The sequence below is a fragment of the Streptomyces sp. NPDC090445 genome (assembly GCF_044769385.1).
Classification (GTDB): Bacteria; Actinomycetota; Actinomycetes; order Streptomycetales; family Streptomycetaceae; genus Streptomyces.
This window is the reverse complement of the sequence record NZ_JBIVXV010000002.1, coordinates 267499-292766: the sequence shown is the minus strand read 5'-3', so window position 1 is coordinate 292766 and position 25268 is coordinate 267499. Positions and strand designations below refer to the sequence as shown.

Here is a 25268-nt window from a genome sequence, read left to right as displayed (position 1 = left end):
CCGGACCCCCCGAGCCGCGGCGCGCACCTCCCCCCCCCCGGCGCCCCGCCCCCAGGGCCCCCGCCCGCCCAGCCCCCCCCCCCCCCCCGGCGCCCCGCCGCCAGCCCCCCCCCCCCCCCCCCCCCCCCCCCGCGGCCGGAGCCGCACGGCTGAGGGCTCGAACCCGAAGAAGCGCGCCGCGAACCGCGGCGGGCTCAAGCGTGCTTTCGCCACGCACTGGTACGCCTGGGCCATGGTCGCCCCGGTCGTGATCGTGCTCGGCGTCATCATCGGCTGGCCGCTCGTGCGTGGCGTCTACCTGTCGCTGACGAACGCCAACGAGCGCAACGTCGCCCGTACGATCGGCGCCAATCACATCGATGCCACGTACGAGTTCGTCGGGCTCGACAACTACACGGCCGTGCTCGCCGACCCGGTGTTCACGCAGCGGCTGCTGTGGACGGTGGTGTGGACCGTCGCGTGCGTGTCCATCACCTTCGCCCTGGGGCTGGCCCTGGCCAACATGCTGAACCGCGAGTTCAAGGGCCGCGCCGTCTACCGGATGGCGCTCATCCTGCCCTGGGCCGTCCCCGGCTTCGTCTCGGTCTTCGCCTGGCGGTTCCTCTTCAACCGCGACAACGGCATCCTCAACAAGATCCTCGAAGGCGGCGGCATCGCAGCCATCCCGTGGCTCGACGACCCGACCTGGGCCAAGGTCTCCGTCATCGCCGTCAACGTCTGGCTCGGCATCCCCTTCATGATGGTCGCCCTCCTCGGCGGCCTCCAGTCCATCCCCGGCGAGCTCTACGAAGCCGCCGAGATGGACGGCGCCAGCACCTGGCAGCGCTTCCGGCACATCACCCTGCCCGGGCTGCGGTCGGTGAGCATGACCGTGATCCTGCTCTCCACCATCTGGACCTTCAACATGTTCCCGGTGATCTTCCTGCTGACGCGGGGCGGACCGGGCGACGCCACCGAAATCCTGGTCACCCAGGCCTTCCGGCAGGCGTTCGTGGCGAGCCCGCGCGACTTCGCCGGCTCCGCCACCTGGGGCGTGCTCATCCTCGCCCTCCTCATGATCTTCGCGCTGGTCTACCGACGGGCGCTGCGCAAGCAGGGAGAGGTGTGGTGACGACCGTGGCCACCTCCACTACGACCAGCCGGTCCGCCGATCACGCGAAGGGCAACGAGCGGGGCAAGCGCTCGCCGCTCGCCTCCGTCGGGCTGCACGCGACCCTCGTCGTCGCCTCCGTGGTCGCCGTCTTCCCCGTGCTGTGGGTGCTCCTGACCTCCCTCAAGCCCGCGAAGCACGCGATCACCACGGACTTCGTCAAGGAACCCACCCTCGACAACTACCGCTACCTGGTGGAGCAGACCTCCTTCTTCAGCTGGTTCGGCAACTCCGTGCTGGTGGCCGGCATCACGACCGTGCTCGGCGTGTTCATCGCCGCGACCACCGGGTACGCCGTCAGCCGGTTCAAGTTCCCCGGCATGAAGCCGCTCATGTGGACCCTGCTGATCACACAGATGTTCCCCATGGCCATCCTGATCGTCCCGCTCTACAACCTGATGGGGCAGCTCGGGCTGCTCAACCAGCCGGTCGGCCTGATCATCACCTACCTGACCATCGCCGTGCCGTTCTGCGCCTGGATGATGAAGGGCTTCTTCGACACCATCCCGGTCGAGATCGACGAATCCGGCCGGGTCGACGGGCTCAACCCCTTCGGCACCTTCTGGCGCCTCATCCTGCCGCTGGCCAAGCCCGGCCTGGCCGTCACCGGCTTCTACTCGTTCATCACCGCCTGGGGCGAGGTCGCGTACGCCTCCGCGTTCATGGTCGGCGACGAGAACCTCACCCTCGCGGGCGGCCTGCAGACCTTCGTCACGCAGTACACCGCCAACTGGGGTCCGATGACGGCCGCCTCGGTCCTCATCGCCATCCCCGCTGCCATCTTCTTCGTCTTCGCCCAGCGTCACCTCGTTGCCGGGATGACGGCGGGCGCCACCAAGGGCTGACCACCCGGCGCCCCCACCCACACATCCGTACCCCCGGCCCGAACCCAACCAAGGACGTCATGACCCAGCACCTCGCCGAAACACTCCCCACCGCCACCGGCACTGCGCCCGGCTGGTGGAGAGAAGCGGTGATCTACCAGGTCTATCCGCGCAGTTTCGCCGACTCCAACGGAGACGGCATGGGGGACCTCGAAGGCATCCGCAGCAGACTGCCCTACCTCAAGGAGCTGGGCGTCGACGCCGTCTGGCTCAGCCCGTTCTACGCCTCCCCGCAGGCCGACGCCGGCTACGACGTCGCCGACTACCGGGCCATCGACCCCATGTTCGGCACCCTGCACGACGCCGACGCCGTGATCCGCGACGCCCACGAACTGGGCCTGCGCATCATCGTCGACCTCGTCCCCAACCACTGCTCCGACCAGCACGAATGGTTCAAGCAGGCGCTGCGGGAAGGCCCCGGCACGCCGCTGCGCGAGCGCTTCCACTTCCGCCCCGGCCGGGGCGAGGACGGCGAAGAGCCGCCGAACGACTGGGAGTCGATCTTCGGCGGCCCGGCCTGGACGCGCGTCGCCGACGGCGAGTGGTACCTGCACCTCTTCGCGCCCGAGCAGCCCGACTTCAACTGGGACCACCCGGCCGTCCAGGACGAGTTCCGGTCCGTGCTCCGGTTCTGGCTCGACCTCGGCGTCGACGGCTTCCGCATCGACGTCGCCCACGGCCTCGTCAAGGCGCCCGGACTGCCCGACCTCGGCCGCGACGAGCAGCTGAAGCTGCTCGGCAACCAGGTCCTGCCCTTCTTCGACCAGGACGGCGTCCACGAGATCTACCGCGCCTGGCGCAAGGTCCTCGACGAGTACGCCGGGGACCGCATCGGCGTCGCCGAGGCCTGGACCCCCAGCGCCGACCGCACCGCCCTCTACGTGCGCCACGACGAGCTGCACCAGGCGTTCAACTTCCACTACCTGACCACCGGGTGGGACGCGGACGCCCTGCGCGCCACCATCGACGACTCGCTCGACGCGATGCGCCCCGTCGGCGCCCCCAGCACCTGGGTGCTGTCCAACCACGACGTGGTCCGGCACGCCACCCGCTTCGGCGAGGGCGACGCGGAGGCGGGGCTGCGGCGGGCGCGCGCGGCCGCGCTGGTGATGCTGGCCCTGCCCGGGTCGGCGTACGTCTACCAGGGCGAGGAGCTCGGCCTGCCCGAGGTCGTCGACCTCCCGGACGAGGTCCGCCAGGACCCGTCGTTCTTCAAGGAGAACGGACAGGACGGCCTGCGCGACGGATGCCGCGTGCCGATCCCGTGGAGCGGCACCGAGGCCCCCTACGGCTTCGGCAACGGCGGAAGCTGGCTGCCGCAGCCCGCGGAATGGGCCGCGCTGAGCGTGGAGGCGCAGACCGGCGACCCGGGCTCCACGCTGGAGCTGTACCGCAGCGCACTGCGGATCCGGCGGGAGAACGCCGACCTCGGCGCCGGCGACCGCGTGGAGTGGCTCCCGGCACCGGCGGGCGTGCTGGCGTTCCGGCGGGGTGCCTTCGTCTGCACCGCCAACACCACCGGGGAGGCGGTCGCACTGCCCGCACCGGGTACGGTCCTGCTGGCCAGCGGCGACCTCGCCGAACCGGGCACCCTGCCCGCCGACACGGCGGTGTGGTGGCAGGGGTGACCTCCCCACTCCGGCTGACGGACATCGCCGCGCAGGCCCAGGTCAGCGAGGCGACCGTCAGCCGGGTCCTCAACGGCAAGGCGGGCGTCGCGGCCGGCACCCGGCACAAGGTGCTGGCCGCGATGGACCTGCTCGGCTACGAACGGCCCGTACGGCTGCGCAGGCGCAGCAACGGGCTCGTCGGCCTGCTCATCCCCGAGCTCACCAACCCGATCTTCCCGGCCTTCGCCCAGGTCATAGAGCAGGCGCTGGCCGGGCACGGCTACACGCCGGTGCTCTGCACGCAGACCCCCGGCGGGGCCACGGAGGACGAGCTCGTCGAGCAGCTGGAGGAGCGCGGGGTCACGGGCATCGTCTTCCTGTCAGGGCTGCACGCCGACGCGCTGGCCGACCCCGCCCGGTACCAGCGGCTCAGCTCGCGCGGCGTGCCGTTCGTGATGATCAACGGGTTCAACGAGCACGTGAACGCCCCCTTCATCTCCCCGGACGACCGGGCCGCGGCCGAGATGGCCGTACGGCACCTGGAGGACCTGGGGCACCGGAGGATCGGGCTGGCGATCGGACCCACCCGGTACGTGCCGTCGGCCCGGAAGGAGCAGGGGTTCGTCTCCGCCGTGCCGGGGGCGGCGGCCGACGGGCTCATCCAGCGCACCCTGTTCACGGTCGAGGGCGGGCACGCCGCCGGGGGCGCCCTGCTCGACCGCGGCTGCACCGGCATCGTGTGCGGCAGCGACCCCATGGCGCTCGGCGTGATACGGGCCGTACGGGAGCGGGGGCTGCGGGTGCCCGAGGACGTCTCGGTGGTGGGGTACGACGACTCGCCGCTGATCGCGTTCACCGATCCGCCGCTCACCACGGTGCGGCAGCCCGTGCGCGCCATGGCGACCGCCGCGGTCGGGGCGCTGCTGGAGGCGGTGGGCGGTACGCCGGTGCAGCGCACGGAGTACGTGTTCCAGCCGGAGCTGGTGGTCCGCGGGTCCACCGGGACGGCGCCCCGGGGGGAGTGAGGCCCCCGGTCCGGATCGCGGCGCACCGTCGGTTCGCTCGGCGCGCCGCACCACAAGTTCCCCTTGGTCGGGGGTAGATGGGCGGTCGGGGTTTCCCGGCCGCCCATCGTCCTTCCCGGGCGGGCCGGCGAGGTGGCCGGCAGGAAACAATTCTGCAATCTCTTGCGCAAGGTCTTGCAACGGTCCGGTGTCGGCCCCTACGGTCACTGCAATCCCCACACCTCTTCCGCCAGGAGGACCCCACATGTCTGTCAGAGCTGCCAGACCTGCCAGAGCGAGCGCCGCCGGGCTCTTCGCCGCCACTGCGCTGGCCGCCGCCACCCTGACCGTGCAGGCCCCGCAGGCCGCTGCCGCGGCGCCCGGGGACAAGGACGTCACGGCCGTGCTCTTCGAGTGGCGGTTCGAGTCCGTGGCCCGCGCGTGCACCGAGACGCTGGGGCCCGCCGGGTACGGGTACGTGCAGGTGTCGCCGCCGCAGGAGCACATCCAGGGGCCGCAGTGGTGGACCTCGTACCAGCCCGTCAGCTACAGGATCGCCGGTCGGCTCGGGGACCGGGCCGCGTTCAAGTCGATGATCGACACCTGTCATGCGGCCGGGGTGAAGGTCGTCGCCGACTCCGTCATCAACCACATGGCGGCCGGTGACGGCGTGGGGACCGGGGGAAGCGCGTATACGAAGTACGACTACCCGGGCACCTACTCCGGCGCCGACATGGACGACTGCCGGGCGGAGATCACGAACTACCGGGACCGCGGCAACGTCCAGAACTGCGAGCTCGTGCACCTCGCCGACCTGGACACGGGCGAGGAGCACGTGCGGGGGCGGATCGCCGCCTACCTGAACGACCTGTCGTCGCTGGGCGTCGACGGGTTCCGGATCGACGCCGCCAAGCACATGCCGGCCGCCGACCTCGCCGACATCAAGTCGCGGCTGACGAACCCGGGCGCCTACTGGAAGCAGGAGGCCATCCACGGGGCCGGCGAGGCGGTGTCGCCGAGCGAGTACCTGGGGAACGGCGACGTCCAGGAGTTCCGGTACGCGCGGGACCTGAAGCGCGTCTTCCAGGACGAGAAGCTCTCGTACCTGAAGAACTTCGGCGAGGGCTGGGGCCACATGGCCTCCGGGAGCGCCGGGGTCTTCGTGGACAACCACGACACCGAGCGCGTCGGTGACACGCTGAACTACAAGAACGGCGCCGACTACACGCTGGCCAGCGTGTTCATGCTGGCGTGGCCGTACGGCTCGCCCGACGTGCACTCCGGGTACGAGTGGACCGACAAGGACGCCGGACCGCCGAACGGCGGGCAGGTCGCCGGGTGTTACCGCGACGGGTGGAAGTGCCAGCACGCCTGGCCGGAGATCTCGTCCATGGTGGCCCTGCGGAACGCGGCGCGCGGACAGGCCGTCACGAACTGGTGGGACAACGGCAACGACCAGATCGCCTTCGGGCGGGGCGGCAAGGCGTACGTGGCCATCAACCACGAGGGCGCTGCCCTGACGCGGACCTTCCAGACCTCGCTGCCGGCGGGCGACTACTGCGACGTGCAGAGCGGAAGGAACGTTTCCGTCGGGGCGGACGGCCGGTTCACCGCGACGCTGGGAAGCAACACGGCACTCGCGCTCCACGTCGGAGCGCGCACCTGCGGCGTCGGGGCCGCGGGCGCTTCCTTCGCCGTGAACGCCACCACCGTCGTCGGACAGGACGTCTACGTCGCCGGGGACCGGGCCGAGCTGGGCAGCTGGAACCCTGCCGCGGCGGTGAAGCTCGCCCCGTCCGCCTACCCGGTGTGGAAGCTCGACGTGACCTTCCCGGCCGGTACGGCGTTCTCGTACAAGTACATCCGCAAGGACGCCGCCGGGAACGTCATCTGGGAGGGCGGCGCCAATCGCACCGCCACCGTTCCGGCGGGCAACAAGGTCGTCCTGAACGACACCTGGCGCAACTGACGCCCCACAGACCAGGGCCGCCCGGCACCCCGTAAGAAACCCCGCCACCGCCGGGCGGCCCTCTTCACGTCACCAAGGAGAGCCGCCTTGATACGCCCTGCCGCAGGAGTCGCCGCCGCCGCGCTGGCCGTGACGCTCCTGCCCGCCCTGCCCGCCGCGGCCGCCGGAAGACCCCCGGCGCCGCCGTCGGACGCCAAACTGGCCGCCGAGCCCGCGCGGCACGACCTCACGCGGGAGCAGTTCTACTTCGTGCTCCCGGACCGGTTCGCCAACGGCGACCCGCGCAACGATGCGGGAGGCCTCGGCGGCGGCCGGCTGCAGACCGGCCTGGACCCGACGGACAAGGGCTTCTACCAGGGCGGTGACCTCAAGGGGCTGACGGACCGGCTCGACTACATCAAGGGGCTGGGCACCACCGCCATCTGGATGGCGCCGATCTTCAAGAACCAGCCCGTGCAGGGCAAGGGCGACGACGTCTCGGCCGGCTACCACGGCTACTGGATCACCGACTTCACGCAGGTGGACCCGCACTTCGGGACCAACGCCGACCTCGCGAAGCTGATCGACAAGGCGCACGGGAAGGGGATGAAGGTCTTCTTCGACGTCATCACCAACCACACGGCGGACGTCGTCGACTACCGCGAGCAGTCCTACTCCTACCTGTCGAAGGGGGCCTTCCCGTACCTGACGAAGGACGGGGCCGCCTTCGACGACGCGGACTACGCCGCCGGGAAGAAGTTTCCGGCCGTCGGGACCTCCTCCTTCCCTCGCACGCCGTTCGTGCCCGAGGGCAAGAAGAACCTCAAGGTGCCGGCGTGGCTCAACGACCCGACCATGTACCACAACCGGGGCGACTCCACCTTCGCCGGCGAGTCCTCCGGGCAGGGCGACTTCTTCGGGCTCGACGACCTGTGGACCGAGCGTCCGGAGGTCGTCAGCGGCATGGAGAAGATCTACGAGAAGTGGGTCAAGGACTTCGGCGTCGACGGGTTCCGGATCGACACCGTCAAGCACGTGAACACCGAGTTCTGGACGCAGTGGGCCACTGCCCTGGACAAGTACGCCGCCCGGCAGGGGCGCAAGAACTTCTTCATGTTCGGAGAGGTCTACTCGGCCGATACCGCCGTCACCTCGCCCTACGTCACGCGCGGGCGGCTGGACGCCACCCTCGACTTCCCGCTCCAGGACGCCATCCGCGCGTACGCCTCCCAGGGCGCGGCGGCCGGACGGCTGGCCGGTGTCCTCGCCGACGACTACCGGTACACGACGGACAAGGCCAACGCCTACGAGCAGGTCACGTTCCTCGGCAACCACGACATGGGGCGGTTCGGCACCTTCCTGAAGCAGGACCGGCCCGGCGCGGGCGAGCAGGAACTGCTGGACCGGAACCGGCTCGCCAACGAGCTGATGTTCCTCTCGCGCGGCAACCCCGTCGTCTACTCCGGCGACGAGCAGGGATTCACCGGCGCCGGCGGCGACAAGGACGCCCGGCAGCCCCTGTTCGCCACGAAGATCGCCGACTATCTCGACGACGATCAGCTCGGGACCGGGCGCACCCACGCCAGTGACGCGTACGACCGGCAGCACCCGATCTACCGGCAGATCGCCGGCCTGTCCCGGCTGACCCGCGAGCACCCGGCACTGCGGGACGGCATCCAGAGCGAGCGGCTGGCGGACGGTTCGGTCTACGCCTTCGCGCGGACCGACGCCCGGAGCCGGACCGAATACCTCGTCGCCGCCAACAACGGCACCGCATCCCGGACCGTCGAGATCGACGCCCCCGCCGGCGCCCAGTACCGCACCCTGTACGGCGGCACCGCCCTGATCCGCGCCTCCGCAGCGGGCAAGCTCACCGTGGTGGTGCCCGCCCTCGGGTCCGTGGTGCTGCGGGGCATCGAGCCGCTCGCCGCCCCGGCTGCCAAGCCCGCGGTGACGCTGAAGGCGCCCGCCGCGGGCGCTGCCGGAACCGTCGAGGTGTCCGCGGACGTCAGCGGCGGCGGCCTCAACCGGGTCGTCTTCGCCGCCCAGGCCGGGAACGGCCCGTGGCAGGTGCTCGGCTCCGCGGACCACGCTCCGTACAAGGTCACCCAGCACGTCAACGCCCCGGCCGGTACGCCGCTGCGGTACAAGGCCGTGGCCGTCGACGCCGGCGGCCGTACCGCGAGCGCCCTGGGCGAGTCGGTGGCCGGGCAGGTTCCGCCCGTGCCCGTGCCCACCGCCGTGCAGCGCGACTACGCCGTCGTCCACTACCGGCGGGCCGACGGGGACTACACGAACTGGCGGCTCTACGCCTGGGGGGACATCGCCGACGGCGAGGCCACGCCCTGGCCCGCCGGGCACGACTTCACCGGCCGCGACGCGTACGGCGCCTTCGCCTGGGTCAAGCTCAAGCCCGGCGCCTCGTCCCTCGGCTACCTGGTGATCGACAAGGACGGCAACAAGGACGTCGCCGCCGACCGCGTACTGGACGTGACGCGCACCGGCGAGATCTGGCTGGAGCAGGGCAAGGAGGCCGCACAGACCGAGCGGCCCGCCTACCCGCCGCAGGACCAGGGCAAGGCCGTCCTGCACTACAAGCGCGCCGACGGGGCCTACGACGGCTGGGGCCTGCACGTGTGGGCCGGGGCCGCGAACCCGACCGACTGGTCCAAGCCGCTGATGCCCGCCCGCTTCGATGCGTACGGCGCCGTCTTCGAGGTGCCGCTCGCCGCCGGGGCCGCCTCGCTCAGCTACATCGTCCACAAGGGCGACGAGAAGGACCTTCCCGCGGACCAGTCGCTCGACCTGAAGGGCACCGGGCACGAGGTGTGGATGCTGGGCGGGCAGGCCGCCCCCCTGCTGCCGCAGCCCGCAGGGGCGGCCGCCGGGATCGACCTCGGGACGTCGCAGGCCGTCTGGATCGACCGCGACACCGTGGCGTGGAACGCGCCGCCGGCGGCCGCCTCCGTCCAGCTGCTGGCGTCCGCGGACGGGGCGGTCAAGGCCGAGAACGGCACGCTGACCGGGGCGGCGCAGTGGCTGCGGCTCTCCGCCGCGAAACTCACCGACGCGCAGAAGCAGAAGTTCCCGCACCTGGCCTCGTACAGCGCCTTCAGCGTGGACGCGCGGGACCGCGGACTCGTGCGGGAGGCCCTGCGGGGGCAGGTCGTCGCCTCCGCGCGGGCCGGCAACGGAGCCGTACTCGCCGCCACGGGCGTCCAGCTCGCGGGCGTGCTCGACGATCTGTACGCCACCCAGGCCGCACTCGGGCCCGTGTTCAAGGACGGCCGGCCCACCCTGTCGGTGTGGGCGCCGACCGCGCGGAAGGTCGACCTCGAACTCGACGGCCGCGTCCTGCCCATGCGCCGCGACGACGCCACCGGCGTCTGGTCGGCGCGCGGCGAGCGGTCCTGGGTCGGCAAGCCGTACCGCTACGCCGTGACCGTGTGGGCGCCCGGCGCCCGCCAGATGGTCCGCAACGTGGTGACGGACCCCTACTCCACCGCGCTGACGACCGACTCCGCGGCGAGCCTGGTCGTGGACCTCGCCGATCCCAAGCTGGCCCCGCCCGGCTGGCGGCAGCTGCGCAAGCCCGCCGCCGTACCCTTCAACTCGGCGCAGATCCAGGAACTCCACGTCCGGGACTTCTCCGTCGCCGACCCCACCAGCCGCCACCCCGGCCAGTACCTGGCCTTCACCGACAGCGGCTCGGCGGGCATGCGGCACCTGCGCGACCTCGCGGCCGCCGGGACCTCGTACGTCCACCTGCTGCCGGCCTTCGACATCGGCACCATCCCCGAGAAGCGCGAGGACCGCACCGAGCCCGCCTGCGACCTCAAGGTGTACGCCCCGGATTCCGAGCAGCAGCAGGCCTGTGTCGCCGCGGCGGCCGCCAAGGACTCCTACAACTGGGGCTACGACCCGCTGCACTACACCGTCCCCGAGGGCTCGTACGCCAGCGACCCGAACGGGACCGCCCGGACCGTCGAGTTCCGGAAGATGGTGCAGGGGCTCAACGGAGCCGGACTGCGGACCGTGATGGACGTGGTCTACAACCACACCGTGGCCTCCGGACAGGACGGCAAGTCGGTACTGGACCGGATCGTGCCCGGCTACTACCAGCGGCTGCTCGCCGACGGCAGTGTGGCCACGTCGACGTGCTGCGCCAACACGGCCCCCGAGAACGCCATGATGGGCCGCCTCGTCGTGGACTCCATCGTCACCTGGGCCAAGGAGTACAAGGTCGACGGCTTCCGCTTCGACCTGATGGGCCACCACCCGAAGGACAACATCCTCGCCGTGCGCAAGGCCCTCGACACGCTGACCCCGGAGAAGGACGGCATCGACGGGAAGAAGATCATCCTGTACGGGGAGGGCTGGAACTTCGGCGAGGTCGCGAACGACGCCCGGTTCGTCCAGGCCACCCAGCCGAACATGGCCGGAACCGGGATCGCGACCTTCTCGGACCGCGCCCGCGACGCGGTGCGCGGCGGGGGCCCCTTCGACGAGGACCCGCGCGTGCAGGGCTTCGCCTCCGGGCTGTTCACGGCCCCGAACGGCTCCCCCGCCAACGGGACGGCCGCCGAGCAGCGGGCCCGACTGCTGCACGACCAGGACCTCATCAAGGTCGGCCTGTCCGGGAACCTCGCCTCGTACACCTTCACCGACACCTCCGGGCGCCGGGTCAAGGGCTCCGAGGTGGACTACAACGGCGCCCCCGCCGGGTACGCGGCGGCACCCGGGGACGCCCTCGCCTACGCCGACGCGCACGACAACGAGACCCTCGCCGACGCGCTGACGTACAAGCTGCCCCAGGGCACCGCCACAGCCGACCAGGCCCGGATGCAGGTGCTGGCCATGGGCGTGGCCACACTGTCCCAGGGGCCCGCCCTGTCGCAGGCCGGGACGGACCTGCTCCGCTCCAAGTCCCTGGACCGGAACTCCTACGACAGCGGCGACTGGTTCAACGCGATCCACTGGGACTGCCGCGACGGCAACGGGTTCGGCCGGGGACTCCCCCCGGCCGCGGACAACCGGTCCAAGTGGCCGTACGCCAAGCCGCTGCTGACCGGGCCCGCCCCGGGCTGCACGGAGATCAACGGCGCCTCCGCCGCCTACCGGGACCTGCTGAAGATCCGGACCACCGAGCCCGGCTTCGGGCTGGGAACGGCCGGTCAGGTCCAGGACGCGCTGGCCTTCCCGCTCTCGGGGAAGGACGAGACCCCCGGGGTCATCACCATGACCCTGGGCCACCTGGTCGTCGTCTTCAACGCCACGCCCGGCAGCCAGTCGCAGCGGATCCCCGCCCTCGCCGGAACCGGCCATGCCCTGCACCCCGTGCAGGCCGCCGGCTCCGACGCGGTCGTCAAGCAGTCCTCGTACGACGCGGAGAAGGGAGAATTCCGCATCCCGGGCCGCACGATCGCGGTCTTCACACGAGGCTGAGCCGGTCGAGTCGCTTCTCCAGCAGGATCACCCCGTAGATGCGGCCGTCCTTCCCCTCCTTGTGGGGGAACTCCCCGACCACCCGGTAGCCCGCGTTCTGGTAGTACGCGAGCAGCCGGGGGTTGGTGGAGACGCAGTCCAGCCGCGCCCGCGGCAGACCGGAACCGGCGATCCGGCGCTCGGCATGTTCGAGCAGCCGCCGGCCGGTCCCCGCGGGCGCGGTCTTGCGTTCCACCATCAGCCGGTGCACGTAGCCGGCGACCGGAGGCTGCACGCCCCAGGCCTCCTCGTCCGACCACCACAGCTCGTACGCCCCGACGACCCGCCCCCGCTGGTCGCCCGCGAGCCACACCTCACCGTCGCGCATCTTCCCCGTGAAATGCGCGACGTCCTTTTCCCCGGGCTTCCACTGCTCGATCCCGTTCTTCTGCATCCACCGGGCGGCCTGGTCGTACAGGGCCACCAGCGCGGCGGCGTCCTTCTCCGCGGCCCGCCGGAACAGGATCCCCTCGTCATCAATGATCACGCGCGTATTATCACGTGATCATCAGTGCGGGTCCGGCGCCGGTTCCGGTGTGTTGGGGACCGGTGTGCTGGGGACCGGTGTGTTGGGGACCAGCAGGGCGAGACGGCCCACCAGCTCGCCGAACGGCCCGTCGGCCGGCTCGCCCTCCAGGACCCGCACCATGATCCCGGCCATCTCGGTGTCGTACGCGGCACTCACCGCGGCCAGCGCCGCGAAATCGTGCACCAGCTGCAACTCCAGCTCGGCCCGCGGGATCTCCCGGCTCTCCAGCCAGATCAGCGCCGTGGACTCGGCGAGCGACACCCACGACCGCACCACCAGCGCCAGGCGGGCCGGCGGCCGCTCGATGCCCAGGTGCCGGATGATCTGGTCGTACGCGGCCTGCCGCACCTCGTCGATCATCGCGTTGGTACGGGTCGAGCCGACCGCCGGACCACCGCGCATCAACGCGGAGAAACCCGGCCCGTGGTCCTCGACGAACGCGAAGAACCGGCCCATGACGCGCAGCAGCCTCGCCCCGAGCGGACCCTCGTGCGGCTCCACGAACCGCTGCGCCAGATCGTCCGCAGCACGCCGCAGCGCCGCCTCGTACAGGCTCAACTTGCCCGGAAAATAGTGGTAGACGAGCGGCCGCGATATGCCCGCGGCCGCCGCGATCTCGTCGATCGACACGTCGTCGGGCGACCTGTTGCTGAACAGCTCCAGGGCGACCCCGATCAGCTGCTGCCGCCGCTCCTCGACACCCATCCTGCGCCGCACCCCGGTTGTCATGCGGACACCCTACTTCGCCATCGGGCGCCCGGCCGTCCCCGGACGTCCCGTGAATACCCGCAGGTCGGGGGCGGTCCTTACAGGTCGAGGAGCAGGCGGTCGCCCTTCGCGCGGGACACGCACAGGAGCATCGACTCCTCCCGCTCCCCGTCCGTGAGGAGCTCGTCACGGTGGTCCACCACACCCGCCAGGACCCGCTGCCGGCAGGTCCCGCAGAAGCCCTGCCCGCAGGAGTACGGGGTGTCCGGCAGCACCCGGCGGACGGCGGCCAGGGCTGATTCGCCGGCCCCGACCTCGACCGCGCGGCCCGAGCGGGCGAGGTCGAGGGTGAACGGGTGCGCCGCGGCGGGGGACGCCGAGGGAGCGAACCGTTCCAGGCGGACCGCCTCCGGGTCCGGGGCGGCGGCGAGGACGGCGGCCATCAGGGGTTCCGGGCCGCAGCAGTAGACCAGGGCGCCGGGGGCGGTCGCGGAGAGCAGCCCGGCCAGGTCCGGCAGACCCGCCTCGTCCTCCGGGACCACGGTGACCCGGCCCCCGTACGCGGCGAGTTCGGGCAGGAACGGCATCGAGGCGCGGGAACGGCCCCCGTACAGCAGGGTCCAGTCCGCCCCGGCGGCGGTGGCGGCCCGCAGCATCGGCAGGATCGGGGTGATGCCGATGCCGCCCGCGACGAAGACGTACGAGGGGGCGGGCTCCAGCGCGAAGCGGTTGCGCGGCGGGCGCAGCTCCAGCTCGGCGCCCTCGACGAGCCGGGCGTGGGCCTCGCGGGAGCCGCCGCGGCCGTCCTCGACCAGCCGGATCGCGATCGTGTAGCGGCCGGTGTCGGCGGGATCGCCGCACAGGCTGTACTGGCGGACCAGGCCGGAGGGGAGCGTGACGTCGACGTGCGCGCCCGGCGCCCAGGCCGGCAGCTCCGGGGACTCCACGGTCAGCCGGACCACCCCGTGCGCCGGTTCGGTGCGCGACACGATCAGGGCGCGCAGGCGGCGGCGCGGCGAGTACCCGGAGACCGGGGTCTCCAGGGCGGGCAGCGGCCAGAGCGGCGAGCGGGATATGCGCCGGCGCAGGGCGCGCTTCGTCAGCCACGCGGCGCCCGCGAACGCGGCGACGGTCAGGGCGCGGCTGCTCACGGCGGCACGGCTGCTCATGGCCGGACACCGCCGTTCGCGCCGGGGGAGGACGCCAGATAGGCGGCGGCCTGGGCGGTGGAGCCCTCCTGGGACGGGTGGTAGGCGCGGGAGAGGTAGGTCGGGATCGACTTGAGCATCGCACCCGTGGACGGCAGCGTGCCCTGCTGCCCGGCCCGGAAGAACTGGCCGAACGAGGCCTTGCCGTCGCGCAGTTCCGGGTCGTTCTCCATGAAGAAGCGGGCGCCGCGCTGCCAGAGGAAGACCAGGGCGGCGAAGGCCGTGGCCCAGGTCCGGACCCGGCGGCGGTAGCCGCCGTCCACGTGCATGAACAGGTCGAAGGCCACCGAGCGGTGCTCGACCTCCTCCGCGCCGTGCCAGCGCAGCAGGTCGAGCATCATCGGATCGGCGCCGCGCCGGTCCAACTCGTCCGCGTTCAGCACCCAGTCGCCCAGGAACGCCGTGTAGTGCTCGATCGCCGCGATCATGGCGACCCGCTCCATCAGCCACCAGTGCCGCGCCCGGCCGGGCGGCAGGGTCCGGTCGCCGAGCAGCTTCTCGAAGAGCCAGTCCACCTGGGCGGTGTACGGGGTCGGGTCCAGACCGAGCCGCTTGAGGTGGGGGAGCACGTCGTCGTGCGCGGCGGCGTGCATGGCCTCCTGGCCGATGAAGCCGATGACGTCCGCGCGGAGCCGCTCGTCCCTGATGTGGGGGAGCACCTGCTTGTAGACGTGCACGAACCAGCGCTCGCCGGCGGGCAGGAGCAGGTGCAGCACGTTGATGGTGTGCGTGGCGAAGGGGTCGCCCGGCAGCCAGTGCAGCGGGGTGCCGTCCCAGCCGAAGGACACGTTGCGTGCCTTGAGCTCGGTGTGTTCCGACAGCGGCCTATTAGACATGGCGTCAATGTACTGACGAGTCCGGAGGTTGGGAATCCCTCCGCAGCCGCGCCCGCAGCGTATCCGTATGCGCAGCCGCGTCCGCAGCCGTATCCGCATCCGCGTCCGTATCCGTATCCGCATCCGCGTCCGTATCCGTATCCGCATCCGCGTCCGTATCCGTATCCGCATCCGCGTCCGTATGCGCATCCGCAGGCCGCTACCGGCCCAGGGCTCCGGCCTTCGTGCCGTCCGTGAGCTTGCCCGACAGCTCGACCTGGGCCCCCGCCGGCGCCTTCAGCGCCAGCCGGTTGCCCGTCGCCGAACCGTTCACCCCACCGCCCGAAGCCGACAGCGACGCGAACTGCGCGCTGCCCGCCGCCAGGGCGTACCACTGGCCCGCCTTCGACTTCCACAGCACGCCCGCCAGCACCCGCGGCTCCCGCGGGCCGCAGGCCGGCGAGCCCTCCGCCTTGGCCGCCTGCGCCGCCAGCGGGGCACCCGGGACGAGGAACTGGGCCTGGACCCGGTCCTGCACCCCCGCCCAGGTCTCCGCCCGCGTGCACAGCCAGGTCGCCGTGCCCTCACCCTCGGGCAGCTGCTGCTTGGCGTACGTCCAGGCGTTGACCGTACGGACCCCCGCCGAGCGGACCGACGGCAGCAGGCAGGCGATCCGCGACCAGTCGCCGAGCTCCCCGCCCTCCGCGGCATCCCGCTCCGCGCCCGGAGCGCCCGAGGTCAGCCGGGCCGGGGTCAGCTCGCCCAGGTCCGTCACCAGACGGGTGGAGCCGTCGCCGGTCAGCGCCAGCGCGTTCCAGCCGGTGCAGTTGCCGGCCGGGGCGGGGCTCGGCACCGGCGGGGTGACCCCGTCCGGGCCCAGCTTCAGCGGCACCGCGGCCTCGCCCGGCTTCAGCAGGTCCCGCAGGCCCACGCCCGAGGCCCAGGGCGCGACCAGGTAGCGGACGTTCCCGTCGACCCGGCTCAGCACGAGCGCGGTGGCGGTCTCCGCCGACGCGCCGTCCGTACGGGCGAAGTCGAGGGCGGCGACCGCGGTCCCGGTGCGCGGCTCGGCGTACCGGACCACACGCAGCCCGTCGTACAGCAGGACCACCACGGCCTGGTCGACCGTGCCGGCGAACAGCAGCTGCGGCGGGCCCATCGGCGGCCCCGGCGGCGTGCCCGGCGTGGCCGAGGCGACGACCGACTTGCCCGGCCGCGCCCACACGGCCAGCGCCCGGCGCAGCAGCCCCGTGTCGCCGACGCGGTCGCCGCGGGCCGGCCAGGTCGAGAAGCCCGTACGGGACGACGTCTGCCACAGCGTGGGTGTGACCCGGATCAGCTTTGCCGGGTCCATGGCCTGCTCCACGGCCGCGTTGCGCGCGTACGGCGGAGCCGCGGCCCCGTCCGCACCCCAGCCGCCGCCCGGAAGCGCGAGCAGCACCCCGCAGACGGCGAGGGCGGCCCCCGCGGCCAGCGCGGCCCGCCCGAACCGGCGGCGGCGCAGCAGATCGGTGGGCCGCGCCTGCAGCACGCACGGATCGAACTCGGGGGAGGCGAACAGCCGGTCGTGGTCCGGATCCCCGGACCCCGCGACCGCGGCCTCCGGGTCGGCCACCCCGGCCGCGGCCAGCACCCGCAGCACCTCCGGCTCCGGCAGCCGCTCCAGCGCCCGCAGCACGCAGGCGGCCCGGCCCGGCCCGTCGAGCGTGGCGAGCCACTGGTCCAGGGCCAGCTCCTCGGCCCCGCCGGACCGCGGGAACAGCCGCAGCCCCCACACCCGGGGCAGCGGCGCCGGCAGCTGCGACCGCCGGGGCAGCGCCCGGAAGGTCAGCGGAACCCCCGCCTCCAGCGCGGAGCGCAGCACCTGCAGCCGAACGTACGCGTACCCCGCGTCGACGCCCCGGCCCCCGCTGCCGGGACGGTCCCTGCGCGGGCCGGGAAGCCCGCCGTGGCGCGCCCGGGACGCGCTCCTCCCGGCCTTCCCGGTGCTCCCTGCCTTGCCGGTCCTCCCGGCCTTCCCGGTGCTCCCGGTCCTCCCGCCGGACCGCCGTCCGCCCGGCAGCGCGCGCTGGGCCAGCGAGTGGGCGGTGAGCACCCGCCGGTGGCGGCCCAGGGAGGGCGGCAGCACCAGGTAGGCGAGCCGCACCAGCCGCGGGTAGTGCTCGACGATCGCGGCCTCGGCCTGCTCGACGTCGGGCGTCGCGGGAGACGGGGGGCGGGTGGCGGTGTCCGGCGCAGTCACGTTCAGCTGAACGAGCGAATGGCCGGATGGTCACCGCCCCCAGGTCACACGTTCGGGTCGAGTACGGGGGTGAGGCTCAGGGGTGCAGGGGGCCGGGGGCGGGGGCGGGGGCTGCGGGGCGGGGCCGGAGGTCAGGCCGTCAGGCGGGTGCGCAGGGCCTCGACCGCCTCGTCGGACACGCCGAGCCCCTCGCGTACGTACTTCTCCATCGAGCCGTACCGCGTGCGGACCTCGTCCAGCGCGGCCTCCAGGTACTCGGGGAACACCCCGATCAGCGCCAGCGCGATGTCCGGGTTGCCGCCGGCCATCGTGAAGCCCTCGATCATCCGGGCGAAGGCCTGCTTCACCGCCGGATTCACCGCCAGGTATTCGGCCATCAGGGTGTCGTCGTCCGCGCCGAGCAGCGACAGGATGATCGTCGCGCCCCAGCCGGTGCGGTCCTTGCCGGCCGTGCAGTGGAACAGGACCGGGCCCGCCTCGGGGTCGGCGACCTCGGAGAGCAGCATCCGGTACGCGGCCTGCGCGGATGCGGTGCTCACGAACGCCCGGTACGTGTCCGCGAACAGGGCCTGGATCTTGCCGCCGCCCAGGTGCTCCTCGGCCACCGCGGGGTCCGAGAGCAGGTCCTTGAGCTGCGCGGCCGCGGGCGCCTGCCCGGAGTTGAGCTTGTCCGCGAGGACGTCGCCGACCAGGTGGCGCACGCCCGCGGGTATGCGGTCCGGGTGGTCGGCGCGCTCGGCGACGGTGCGGAAGTCGATGACCGTGCGCAGGCCCAGCGAGGCCACGGCCGGGTCGGCGTCGATGTCGAGCCGGTCGAGCTGGCCCGAGCGCAGGACCAGGCCGTGGCGGACGGTGCGGCCGTCGGCGAGGGGCGTTCCGCCGAGGTCGCGGAGGTTGGCGACGGTGGTGGAGGGGGTGGCGGTGGCGGTCATCGTGGCGGCTCCATCGGTCGGTGGACGGGAGGGGTGGATGCGGGTGGCGTAAAGCGAGGCGGTCCGGGTTTCGGAGTTATCCGATTTTCAGTCGTTTCATCCCGGATAGGTAATCGACGGCGAGCGAGACCCCGACACCAACCCCCAAGGCCGCCAGGTGCCCCGCGTCCGTGAAGGTCCGCCCGCGCCGCAGCAGCGGCTGCGCGGCCACCGCCAGCAGCCCGGCCCGGGCGGCCGTACGGACCCGGCCGCGCGGAAGTGCCGAGGTCAGCGCCCCGAGTACGGCGTTGAAGCCGTAGCTGGTGCCCACGTCCAGGGCCCGCCGGGTCTGCGGACCGGCCCGCCCGCGCAGCACCCCGTAGACCAGGAGGGTCGCCGTGACGTGCCCGAACAGGAACACCGCGGCCGTCCACCACACCCCGTACGCGTACTCCGCGTACCCGAGGACGGCGACCAGCAGCAGCGCGTACGGCAGCGGCATGGGCTCCTCGACGACAACGGCGCTGCTCAGCAGCGTTCTCCAGCGCCCGGCGGAGAGGTTGTCGACGTTGGTCGAGCAGTCCCGCAGCATCTGCTCGCGCTCGGCCGGAGCCAGCCGTTCCAGGGCGTACGCCCCGAGCTGGACCCCGCCCGCGTACACCGCGCCGGCTATCGGCGTCCTTGGCATCGGATTCACCCGACCATGATCGGACACGCCCCTCCGGTGCGCCGCGCCGGGGGCTGTGGCAGCATGATCCGGCCATGTCAGAAAGCCCCGCGCCGATACGCGCCGCACGAGCCGCGATGTTCGCGGCGGTGTGTACCGCCTTGGGCGCCGCGGGGCACGCCCACATGTCCGGAACGGACATCCCGCCGCTGGGCCTTCTGGCTGCCTTCACCGTGACCGGCGGCCTCGCCTGGCTCGCCACGCGGCGACGCCGGGGACCGGTGGGGATCAGCGCGGCGGTGCTCGCCGTGCAAGGGGTCCTCCACCTGGTCTTCTCCGCGGGCCAAGCGGGGACCGGGGCCGGGGGCGTCACCGGGCACGCTGCCCACCACGCCGCGCATCAGGCCGCGCAGCGGGCCGCAGCCCATCTGGCCGACGCGGCTGATGTGGCGGATGTGGTCGGCGTGGCCGATGCGTTCGGCACGACCGCTTCGACTGCCGTGCACGCGGTGACGGCTGCGACCGGCACAGGCCGCATGCCGGGCATGAACGGTATGGCCGACACGGCCGCCGGAGCGGCAGGCGGCGCCTCCGGGCCGGCCGACCTCGCCGCGATGGCCGGGAACGGCGGCCTCGGCATGATCGCCGCCCACGTCCTCGCCGGACTCCTGTGCGCCGCCTGGCTCGCCTGGGGCGAAGCCGCCGTCTTCCGGCTCGCCGCCGCCCTCGGCGCCACCGCCCTGCTCGCCGCCCGACCGCTCGCCCGCGCGCTCGCGCTGGTGCGGGCACGCGCCGTCCTGGTACCGCGCCCTCCCGTCCAGCGGCCCTCGTACGCACCCCCGCGCAGGCTGCGCGGTGCCGTACACGCCCACGCCCTCGTACGCCGCGGCCCGCCCCGTGTGCGAAGCCTCCACGCCACGGCCCCCGGCCGTCCTGCCTGCGCCTGACCAGCGCACCTTCCGTCCTGCCGTCCCGGTGGGGCGAGCGGCGAGACCTGGGGCCGGTCCACCCATGTCTTCGCCAACACCTAGGACGACCATGTCGCTTGACGAGGCCCAAGGCACCCGAACCCGGGACGCCGCCACTACCGCCGACGCCGACGCAGCCACTGGCGGCGTCGACGCCACCGCCACCACCGAATCGGCCGATGCCGCCAAGTCGGCCGAAGCCAACGAAGCCAACGAAGTCTCCGGAGCTGGCTCCGCGACCGCACCCGCCCCGGGCGCCTCCGCGAAGCCCGGCACCTGGGCCGCGCTGCGGCCGCTGCTGCTGCGCATGCACTTCTACGCGGGCGTCCTGATCGCCCCGCTGCTGTTCCTCGCCGCCGCCACCGGGCTCCTCTACGCCGGGTCCTGGCAGGCCGAGAAGATCATTTACTCCCATGAACTGACCGTCGAGCAGGTCGGCGAAAGCGCCGTACCGCTCAGCACCCAGATCTCCGCCGCCAAGGCCGCCGAGCCCGGCGGCAAGGTCGTCGCCGTCTGGCCCGCGCCCGACGCCGAGGCGACCACCCGCGTGATCATGGAGGCCCCGGGTCTCGCCGAGGGCCAGACCCGCACCGCCTTCGTCGACCCGTATACGGCCCATGTCAACGGAGTGCTGACCACCTCCGGTGACGCGCTGCCGGTCCGCGCCTGGCTCAGCGAGTTCCACGCCAGCCTCCAGCTGGGCGAGTTCGGCCGGAACTACAGCGAACTCGCCGCGAGCTGGCTGTGGGTGGTCGCCCTCGGCGGCCTCGCCCTGTGGATCGGTCGCCGCCGCTCCCGCAAGGCCCAGCTCGTCCTGCCCGATCGCGCCTCCACCGGGCGCCGCAAGACCCTCTCCTGGCACGGCGCCGTCGGCCTCTGGGCCGTCACCGGGCTCGTCGCCCTCTCCGCCACCGGCCTGACCTGGTCGAAATACGCCGGCGAGAACATCGGGCAGCTCCAGGACGGCCTCGGCGGCGCCACCCCGACGGTGTCCGCCGCACTCACCCCGAGCGGGGGAGCAGGCTCCGGTTCGGACGGCGGCGGCGAGCACGCCGGCCACGTCATGACCGAGGACATGGAGATGCCCCCGGCACCGCCCACCGCCGACATCGGCATCGACAAGGCCGTGGCCGCCGCCCGCGCCGCGGGCGCCACCGAGGACATCCAGGTCACCCTGCCGGCCAAGGGCAAGGGGTACATCGTCAAGGAGAAGGACAAGGAGTTCCCGGTCAACTTCGACACCGTCGCCGTCAACCCCGCCGACGGCAGGGTCATCGACGTCCTGTACTTCTCCGACTACCCCGTCCTCGCCAAGCTGACCCGGTTCGGCATCGACCTGCACATGGGCCAGACCTTCGGGCTCGCCAACCAGATCGCCCTGGCCGCCCTCGCCGTCGCGCTGATGTTCCTGATCTTCTGGGGCTACCGGATGTGGTGGCTGCGCCGGCCCACCAAGGACCGCACGCTGTCCGTCGGCCGCGCCCAGCCGCGCGGGACCTGGCGGAAGGTGCCGGTGGGCATGCTGCTGCCGCTCGCGGCGGTGACCGCGGTGGTCGGGTGGTTCGTACCGCTGCTCGGCATGAGCCTCGTCGCGTTCCTCGCCGTCGACCTGGTGCTGGGGGCGGTCGCGGTGCGCCGCGCCAAGACGGCCGGATAACCGGCCGGTAAAGGTTCCGGAGAGCTCGGTGGGCCCGTATTCCACAGGGGGGAGTACGGGCCCACCGTCGTGCTCAGGGGGCGGGGGAGTACTTGTAGCCCACCCGGCGGACCGTCTGGATCGCGCCCCGGCGGGACGCACCCAGCTTGCGGCGCAGGCGGGCGACGTGCACGTCCACGGTCCGGCCGTCGCCGACGTGGCCGTAGCCCCAGACCGTGGTCACCAGCTGGTCCCGGGTGTGCACCCGGTGCGGGTGCGCGACCAGGTGCGCCAGCAGCTCGAACTCCAGGTAGGTGAGATCCAGCACCCGGCCGTCGACCACGGCGGTGCGCTGCCCCGTGTCGATGCGGACCACGCCGTCCCCGGCGGCGTCCGGGGAGACGGAGGCGGAGGCGGGGGGAGCCGGGGCGGGGACGGCCTGCGGGGCGAAGGAGAGCGGCGGCTGCTGGTCGGCCGGTACGAGGACCAGGTAGCCGACCATCGGCGGCCGGCCCGGCAGCACGGGCACCGCATGCTGCGGCGCGGGCAGCCAGGTGGCGCCGGGCGGCAGCAGGTCGGTCACACGGGCGACCTCGTCCGGCGCCACGGCCCGCAAGCGGGCCGGGGTCGGGGCAGGGGTCGGGGCCGGGGAGGGGGAGGGGAAGCGAAGGGCGGCGGTCGCAGCGGAGGCGGCGGAGACGGCGGCGGACGCGGTGGACGTCAGGGAACGGGGCTGGGACATGAGTGGTCAGCTCTTTCACGCGAAGTGGCCGGCAGGAGACGTGCGTGCGTTGCGTCGTACGTACGTCCTCGGTGCACCGCGCAGACCGAAGGCCTCGGGAGAGGTGTGGTGATCGATCCCGGGCTTTAGAGGGCCGGCGCGTTCGTCGCGCGGCAACACACCCGGTCGAAATCGTGATCCTGACGGGACGGCCAGAACGGTTCGAGGTCGCTGCGACCGGTCGAGGTGTGCGGATGGCTGGCCATGCGCCCATTGAAGCAGATGCCCTCGGCCCGGGGCAGACTGCGTCTCAGCAGGTGGAGCGGAATCTCAAATTCGGCAATTGAGGCCTCGCCGCTGCCGTGTTGACCTCGGCGTTCCGTCACATGGCCGCCGTCCTGTCGTGGCCGGTCCGGCCCCGAGCACGCGTATGCCCGCCGGGCCGGTGGGCGGCCTGGCGGGCATACGGGTGGCGATGACGGTGGTGATGGCGGTGGTGATGCCGTGTGGGGCAGGGCGGGCGCGCGCCCCGCCCCACACGGGGCTTCGGGGTTCCGGAGGTTCCGGGAGTCCCCGCGGAGCGGAACCGCGTCAGACCAGGCCGGCCTTCTCCAGGCCGGTGCAGCAGGTGTCCGTGATCAGGCGGGTCACGACGTACGGGTCCACGTTGGCGTTCGGGCGGCGGTCCTCGATGTAGCCCTTGCCGTCCTTCTCCACCTGCCACGGGATGCGGACCGACGCGCCGCGGTCGGAGACGCCGTAGCTGAACTCGTTCCACGGGGCGGTCTCGTGCAGGCCCGTCAGGCGCTCGTCGATGCCCGCGCCGTAGTGCTTGACGTGGTCCAGCGGCTTGCTGCCCTCGCCCAGCGCCTCGCACGCCGCGATGATCGCGCGGTAGTCCTCGCGCATCGCCTTCGTGGAGAAGTTGGTGTGCGCACCGGCACCGTTCCAGTCGCCCTTCACCGGCTTCGGGTTCAGCGTCGCGGAGACGTTGAAGTCCTCGGCGGTGCGGTACAGCAGCCAGCGCGCGATCCACAGCTGGTCCGCAACCTCCAGCGGGCCGAGCGGGCCCACCTGGAACTCCCACTGGCCGGGCATGACCTCGGCGTTGATGCCGGAGATGTCCAGGCCCGCCGCCAGGCAGTGGTCGAGGTGCTTCTCCACGATGTCGCGGCCGAAGATCTCGTCCGAGCCGACACCGCAGTAGTAGCCGCCCTGCGCGGCCGGGAACCCGCCGACCGGGAAGCCCAGCGGACGCTGGCCGTCGAAGAAGGTGTACTCCTGCTCGATGCCGAAGATCGCCTCCTGGGCGGCGAACTTCTCGGCGACCGGGCGGAGCAGCGCGCGGGTGTTGGACTCGTGCGGGGTCATGTCGATGTTCAGGACCTCGCAGAGCACGAGGACGTTGTTCCCGCCGCGGATCGGGTCCGGGCAGGAGAACACCGGCTGCAGGACCCGGTCGGACGCGTGGCCCTCGGCCTGGTTGGTGCTCGATCCGTCGAAGCCCCAGATCGGCAGCTCGGCGCCGTCGGCGAGGATCTTCGTCTTGGAGCGCAGCTTGGCCGTCGGCTCGGTGCCGTCGATCCAGATGTACTCAGCCTTGTAGCTCACGGGCCCCATCCTTACGGTGCGTCGCTCCGGCGCAGACTCTGCGGGTGCTGCGGGTTCTGCGGGTTCTGCGGTGTAGACCGCAGCGTGCCTGGCGGCGATTTCTCTGCCGTTGCCCATGTGTGAACCCCGTGTTACCGGGGTTTGCACCGCAGGTCGGGTGGCTTGTGCGGGTTGCGGTCAGAGCGCCCGCCCGGGTGCGGCAGACTGGGCGGGTGAGCAGTTCGTACGATTTGACCCCCGCAGGCGGCCCTGCGGAATCCTCCCCGCCGGCCGTTTCCGCCCGGCCCCGCGTGGGGCTCCTGGGCACCGGCCCCTGGGCCCGCCGCACCCACGCCCCCGCCCTCGCCGCCCACGCCGGCTCCGAGTTCGCGGGCGTATGGGGCCGCCGGCCCGAAGCCGCCGCCGAGCTGGCCGACACGTACGGCGTGAAGGTCTACGACGACCCCGACGCCCTCTTCGCCGACTGCGACGTCGCCGCCTTCGCCCTCCCGCCCGACGTCCAGGCCCCCCTCGCCGTACGCGCCGCCGCCGCAGGCTGCGCCCTGCTGCTCGACAAGCCCGTCGCCACGACCGTCGCCGACGCCCGCGCCGTCGCCGACGCCGCCGACCGGCACGACGTCGCCTCCGTCGTCTTCCTCACCCTCCGCTTCGCCGAGCCCGCCGCTGCCTGGGTCGAGGAGCAGGCCCGCCGCTCCGGCTGGTTCACCGCCGCCGCCCACTGGCTCGGCGCCGTCTTCCCGCCCGACGGCACACCCAGCGCGTACGCCGACTCGCCCTGGCGCAAAGCCAAGGGCGGACTGTGGGACGTCGGCCCCCACGCGCTGTCCGTCCTGATCCCCGTCCTGGGCGACGTCACCTCCGTCACCGCCGCCCGCGGGCCCTCCGACGTGGTCCAGCTGGCCCTGCGCCACACCTCGGGCGCGGCGAGCACCGCCGTACTCAGCCTGGGCGCGCCCGTCGCCGCGGCCGGGGTCGGGCTGGAGGTGCGCGGGGCCGAGGGGGTCTTCTCGCTGCCCAACTGGACCGATGTGCCCGGCGCGTACGGGCGCGCGCTCGACGCCCTGCTCACCGCCGCCCGGACCGGCGCCCCGGACCCGCGCGACGCCCGGTTCGCGTCCCGGCTGACGGAAATCCTGGCGGAGGCGGAGGGGCAGCTGGGGGCTTGAGGGGGT

The 25268-nt window shown here is 72.7% G+C and carries 18 protein-coding genes; 9 read left to right on the top strand and 9 right to left on the bottom strand.

The features are described from left to right. From ACIQUT_RS06015 to pulA, 6 genes are all read left to right on the top strand, one after another. A partial coding sequence (locus tag ACIQUT_RS06015; RefSeq protein WP_403559920.1) for a carbohydrate ABC transporter permease occupies window positions 1–1111 on the top strand: 1111 nt, incomplete at its 5' end. Window positions 1112–1116: 5 nt separating this feature from the next. Further along, window positions 1117–1995, top strand: coding sequence for a sugar ABC transporter permease (locus tag ACIQUT_RS06010; protein ID WP_403559918.1), 879 nt, complete (start codon window positions 1117–1119; stop codon window positions 1993–1995). A gap of 59 nt (window positions 1996–2054) precedes the next feature. Next, a complete protein-coding gene (locus ACIQUT_RS06005; RefSeq protein ID WP_403559917.1) occupies window positions 2055–3662 on the top strand; it encodes a glycoside hydrolase family 13 protein in 1608 nt (535 codons plus the stop codon). Next, a complete protein-coding gene (locus ACIQUT_RS06000) occupies window positions 3650–4669 on the top strand; it encodes a LacI family DNA-binding transcriptional regulator (RefSeq protein ID WP_403559915.1) in 1020 nt (339 codons plus the stop codon). The genes ACIQUT_RS06005 and ACIQUT_RS06000 overlap by 13 nt, the downstream gene beginning before the upstream one ends. A gap of 244 nt (window positions 4670–4913) precedes the next feature. After that, entirely contained in the window at window positions 4914–6617 is a 1704-nt protein-coding gene (locus tag ACIQUT_RS05995) for a carbohydrate-binding module family 20 domain-containing protein (RefSeq protein WP_403559913.1), read from the top strand. Between the two features lie 87 nt (window positions 6618–6704). Then, complete coding sequence (gene pulA, locus ACIQUT_RS05990) at window positions 6705–12041, top strand: pullulanase-type alpha-1,6-glucosidase (protein ID WP_403559911.1); 5337 nt, start codon at window positions 6705–6707, stop codon at window positions 12039–12041. Here pulA and ACIQUT_RS05985 read toward each other — a convergent pair. The 7 genes from ACIQUT_RS05985 to ACIQUT_RS05955 all read right to left on the bottom strand — a co-directional run bounded on the left by ACIQUT_RS05985 (window position 12028) and on the right by ACIQUT_RS05955 (window position 19181). Next, window positions 12028–12564, bottom strand: a complete 537-nt coding sequence (locus ACIQUT_RS05985; RefSeq protein WP_403560599.1) for a GNAT family N-acetyltransferase — start codon at window positions 12562–12564, stop codon at window positions 12028–12030. The genes pulA and ACIQUT_RS05985 overlap by 14 nt on opposite strands. Window positions 12565–12588: 24 nt before the next feature. Continuing rightward, entirely contained in the window at window positions 12589–13338 is a 750-nt protein-coding gene (locus ACIQUT_RS05980) for a TetR/AcrR family transcriptional regulator (protein ID WP_403559909.1), read from the bottom strand. A gap of 77 nt (window positions 13339–13415) precedes the next feature. Beyond that, window positions 13416–14486, bottom strand: a complete 1071-nt coding sequence (locus ACIQUT_RS05975) for a PDR/VanB family oxidoreductase (RefSeq protein ID WP_403559907.1) — start codon at window positions 14484–14486, stop codon at window positions 13416–13418. After that, entirely contained in the window at window positions 14483–15361 is an 879-nt protein-coding gene (locus tag ACIQUT_RS05970) for a metal-dependent hydrolase (protein ID WP_403559906.1), read from the bottom strand. The genes ACIQUT_RS05975 and ACIQUT_RS05970 overlap by 4 nt, the downstream gene beginning before the upstream one ends. A gap of 199 nt (window positions 15362–15560) precedes the next feature. Beyond that, the gene (locus ACIQUT_RS05965) at window positions 15561–17582 is read right to left on the bottom strand and encodes a hypothetical protein (protein ID WP_403559904.1); all 2022 of its coding nucleotides are present in this window, start codon (window positions 17580–17582) and stop codon (window positions 15561–15563) included. A 131-nt stretch (window positions 17583–17713) separates the two neighbouring features. After that, entirely contained in the window at window positions 17714–18514 is an 801-nt protein-coding gene (locus ACIQUT_RS05960; RefSeq protein WP_403559903.1) for a tyrosine-protein phosphatase, read from the bottom strand. 76 nt (window positions 18515–18590) lie between these two features. After that, window positions 18591–19181, bottom strand: a complete 591-nt coding sequence (locus ACIQUT_RS05955) for a rhomboid-like protein (RefSeq protein WP_403559901.1) — start codon at window positions 19179–19181, stop codon at window positions 18591–18593. Window positions 19182–19255: 74 nt separating this feature from the next. On the opposite strand from ACIQUT_RS05955, the gene ACIQUT_RS05950 reads away from it, so the two are divergent. Both ACIQUT_RS05950 and ACIQUT_RS05945 read left to right on the top strand, forming a co-directional pair. Further along, the gene (locus tag ACIQUT_RS05950; RefSeq protein ID WP_403559899.1) at window positions 19256–20107 is read left to right on the top strand and encodes a hypothetical protein; all 852 of its coding nucleotides are present in this window, start codon (window positions 19256–19258) and stop codon (window positions 20105–20107) included. 91 nt (window positions 20108–20198) lie between these two features. Continuing rightward, window positions 20199–21785, top strand: coding sequence for a PepSY-associated TM helix domain-containing protein (locus ACIQUT_RS05945; protein ID WP_403559898.1), 1587 nt, complete (start codon window positions 20199–20201; stop codon window positions 21783–21785). Window positions 21786–21858: 73 nt separating this feature from the next. Here the strand turns inward: ACIQUT_RS05945 and ACIQUT_RS05940 are convergent, their stop codons facing one another. Both ACIQUT_RS05940 and glnII read right to left on the bottom strand, forming a co-directional pair. Beyond that, the gene (locus ACIQUT_RS05940) at window positions 21859–22506 is read right to left on the bottom strand and encodes a winged helix-turn-helix domain-containing protein (RefSeq protein ID WP_403559896.1); all 648 of its coding nucleotides are present in this window, start codon (window positions 22504–22506) and stop codon (window positions 21859–21861) included. A gap of 570 nt (window positions 22507–23076) precedes the next feature. After that, window positions 23077–24096: a glutamine synthetase gene (gene glnII / locus ACIQUT_RS05935; RefSeq protein ID WP_403559894.1), complete on the bottom strand. Its 1020-nt coding sequence runs from the start codon at window positions 24094–24096 to the stop codon at window positions 23077–23079. 230 nt (window positions 24097–24326) lie between these two features. Here glnII and ACIQUT_RS05930 point away from each other — a divergent pair, with 230 nt between their 5' ends. Further along, window positions 24327–25262, top strand: a complete 936-nt coding sequence (locus tag ACIQUT_RS05930) for a Gfo/Idh/MocA family protein (protein ID WP_403560597.1) — start codon at window positions 24327–24329, stop codon at window positions 25260–25262. Window positions 25263–25268 lie beyond the last annotated feature (6 nt).

Coding starts and splice junctions, on each gene's coding strand:
- ACIQUT_RS05995 (WP_403559913.1), top strand. CDS start 4,914: ATGTCTGTCAGAGCTGCCAGACCTGCCAGAGCGAGCGCCGCCGGGCTC.
- ACIQUT_RS05970 (WP_403559906.1), bottom strand. CDS start 15,361: ATGTCTAATAGGCCGCTGTCGGAACACACCGAGCTCAAGGCACGCAAC.
- ACIQUT_RS06005 (WP_403559917.1), top strand. CDS start 2,055: ATGACCCAGCACCTCGCCGAAACACTCCCCACCGCCACCGGCACTGCG.
- ACIQUT_RS05980 (WP_403559909.1), bottom strand. CDS start 13,338: ATGACAACCGGGGTGCGGCGCAGGATGGGTGTCGAGGAGCGGCGGCAG.
- ACIQUT_RS05945 (WP_403559898.1), top strand. CDS start 20,199: ATGTCGCTTGACGAGGCCCAAGGCACCCGAACCCGGGACGCCGCCACT.
- ACIQUT_RS05960 (WP_403559903.1), bottom strand. CDS start 18,514: ATGACCGCCACCGCCACCCCCTCCACCACCGTCGCCAACCTCCGCGAC.
- ACIQUT_RS05975 (WP_403559907.1), bottom strand. CDS start 14,486: ATGAGCAGCCGTGCCGCCGTGAGCAGCCGCGCCCTGACCGTCGCCGCG.
- ACIQUT_RS05940 (WP_403559896.1), bottom strand. CDS start 22,506: ATGTCCCAGCCCCGTTCCCTGACGTCCACCGCGTCCGCCGCCGTCTCC.
- ACIQUT_RS05955 (WP_403559901.1), bottom strand. CDS start 19,181: ATGCCAAGGACGCCGATAGCCGGCGCGGTGTACGCGGGCGGGGTCCAG.
- ACIQUT_RS05950 (WP_403559899.1), top strand. CDS start 19,256: ATGTCAGAAAGCCCCGCGCCGATACGCGCCGCACGAGCCGCGATGTTC.